Source organism: Nitrosophilus sp. (assembly GCF_982775275.1).
Genome location: NZ_CEXZHP010000124.1, coordinates 1 through 3099 on the forward strand (window position 1 = coordinate 1; position 3099 = coordinate 3099).

Annotated in this window: 2 protein-coding genes; one reads left to right on the forward strand and one right to left on the reverse strand. The window is 31.4% G+C overall.

The window, feature by feature from the left end:
* The coding region (gene dsbD, locus AC30RD_RS06540) for a protein-disulfide reductase DsbD (RefSeq protein WP_489493580.1) at nt 1-1720 on the reverse strand (1720 nt) is incomplete at its 3' end.
* Nucleotides 1721-1840: 120 nt separating this feature from the next.
* On the opposite strand from dsbD, the gene AC30RD_RS06545 reads away from it, so the two are divergent.
* A partial coding sequence (locus AC30RD_RS06545; protein ID WP_489493581.1) for a thioredoxin domain-containing protein occupies nt 1841-3099 on the forward strand: 1259 nt, incomplete at its 3' end.

Here is a 3099-nt window from a genome sequence, read left to right on the forward strand (position 1 = left end):
TATCTAAAATATCCAAAAACTCTTTTGGCTCTTTATATCCAATAACTCTATATTCTTTTAACTCTTTAGCGTTTTTAAAAAATAAAATAGCGGGAGGCCCAAATAGATTGAAATGTTTCAATAACTCTTTATTTTCTTTAGAGTTTGATGTAACGTCTGCTTGAACGAGAATGAAATTTTTAAATTTTTCTTTAACTTTATTATCTTGAAAAGTATTGTGTTCTAACTCTTTACAACTTACGCACCAATCGGCGTAAAAATCTACTAATACCGGTTTTTTAGAATTATTTAAAATCTCTTTTAACTCTTTTAGGGAATATATCTTTTTAAACTCTATCTTTTCTTTTTTTATATATGTATTTGAGGTTTTATATTTTAAAACCTTCAGAGGATCCAAAATATTGTTTGCGCCGGTAAAAGCACCAAAAAAAAGAAAAATTCCATAGATAAAAAGAAGAATTCCTAACGTTTTTTTAAAATAGTTAAACCAGTGCGCCCCTTTTTCTATCCCCTCAAATGCCCTTAAATATACGGCACTTCCTATTAGTAGAGCCGCCCATAGTAAAAGAGTTATAAAAGAAGGCAAAATCCTCTCAAGCATCCAAATGGCTACCGCCAACATTATAACGCCAAAAGTTTTGGAAACAGCCTCCATCCAAGCCCCAGGTTTTGGCATAAATTTTCCAGCCCCCGTTCCTATGAGTATAAGAGGCGCTCCCATTCCCAAGCTTAATGAAAAAAGAGCTATACCTCCCAATAAGGCATCACCTGTTTGCCCTATATATATGAGTGCTCCAGCAAGTGGTGGCGCAACGCAAGGTCCAACTATCAACGCTGATAAAAATCCCATAATAGCAACACCCAAAACTCCACCTTTACTGCCGGCTTCGTCACTTTTTTTAGCAAGCTTTGTCTGAATTGAAGCTGGAAGAGATATCTCGTAAAATCCAAACATACTAAAAGCAAGAGCAACAAAAATTAAAGCAAACAGCGATATGATCCAAGGATTTTGAAAAGCCGCTTGAATATTTGAGCCAAAAAGACCAGCCAATACCCCGGCAATCGTATATGTTAAAGCCATAGATAAAACATAAACCAAAGATAAAAAGAAGGCTTTCTTGGTTGTTATATTTTTAGTCCCAACAATTATGGATGAAAGAATAGGAATCATAGGAAATATACAGGGAGTTAAAGCAAGAAGTAGCCCAAAACCAAAAAAAGTTAAAACAATTATAAAAATACCTCTATTTTTTAAAACAGAGGCAATACTTTCTTCCTCACTTACACTTTTTTTAAAATTTTTCTCTTTTTTTTCAATATTTGCGTAAAACCTCTTTTTTATAGGTGGATAGCAAATCCCAGCTTTCGCACAACCTTGAAAACTAAGTTCTAGCTCAATTTTTCCAGATGGAAGATCTGAAAATGGAACAAAAAACTCTAAACTATTTAAATAAACTTTATCTTTGTGCAACTCTTTAGGATTTGGCAGATCTAATCTTATCTCTCTTTTTTCTGGCGCCACTAAAAAAAGCTTAATTTTGTCTTTATATAGATAGATATCTTTTTCCAAATCTATTTTAAATCTAAGCCCATTTTTTTCTATTTCCATTTTAGGCTTAAAGGCTTCTTGAGGCTCCAATATTTTATCTTGCATCTTAAAAGAGCCAAAGGCAAGTAGATTAAATGATAATAAAAATATTAACAATATTGATTTTCTCATACTTTTTCCTTGCTTAGTTTTGCAAAAATTTAACTAAAACACCAAATTTATGATATTTTAACTAAATTTACTTTAGCCTTTTAAATAGTTTGAATATAACAAAAAAAATAAGGATTTTTTATGCCAAACAGACTTATAAAAGAAAACTCCCCATATCTTTTGCAGCACGCAGACAATCCGGTTGATTGGTATCCATGGAGTGATGAGGCTTTTTTAAAAGCAAAAAAAGAGAATAAAATAATATTTTTATCCATTGGATATAGCAGCTGTCACTGGTGCCACGTAATGGAAAAAGAGGTTTTTGAAAATAAGGAGATCGCGGATTTTTTAAATAATCATTTTGTATCTATAAAAGTTGATAAAGAGGAAAGACCAGATATTGACAAATATTATCAAGAAGTTTATCAGCTTTTAAATCAAAAACCAGGAGGTTGGCCTCTATCTATTTTTATGACTCCTGATAAAAAGCCTTTTTTTGCGGCAACTTATATTCCCCCTAAACCAAAATATAATATGATGGGATTTTTGCAGCTAATAAAAAAAATATACGAAATCTGGCAAAAAAATCCAAATGAAATAGTAAATCAGGCTAAAGAGATAGATAAGTTTATAAAATCGCCAAATGAGCCTAAAAAAGCCGTTAAACTTGACCTAAATATAATAGATAAATTTTTAAAAAGCGTAAAAACCATCTACGATCCTGTTAACGGAGGGTTCAGCTCAAAACCTAAATTTCCGCAAACATCCATTATAAACACACTACTTAAAATATATCAAATAACCAACAACAAAGAGGCTCTAAATATGGCTACAAATAGCCTTAAAAATATGGCTAAAGGGGGAATTAGAGACTTGATAGACGGTGGGTTTTGTAGATATAGCGTTGATGAAAAATGGTTAGTTCCCCATTTTGAAAAGATGGCTTACGATAACGCTTTGATCGCAAAAAGCTATCTTCTTGCCTATTTTGTCACCAAAGAGAGTTTTTATAAAAGTATAGCTTTTGAGATATTGGATTTTATGATCGATTTTATGAGCGAAAATTATCTATATTACTCAGCAAGTGATGCTGACTCTGAAGGAGAAGAGGGAAAATATTTTGTTTATAGTTTTGATGAGATTTATAATAAACTTAAAAAAGATGGATTTAGCGAAAAAGAGATAAAAGAGATTTTTGATAAATTATCTATAACAAAAGAGGGAAACTTTGAAGGAAAAAATATTATAAGATTGAAAGATTTTTGTGAGTTTGAAAAAAAAGATAAAGTATTTAGTGCTTTAAAAGAGTTAAGAAAGGAAAAAACATATCCATTTATAGATAAAAAGATCATTACCTCATGGAATGCTATGATGATAGAGAGCCTCTTTATTGCCTCAAG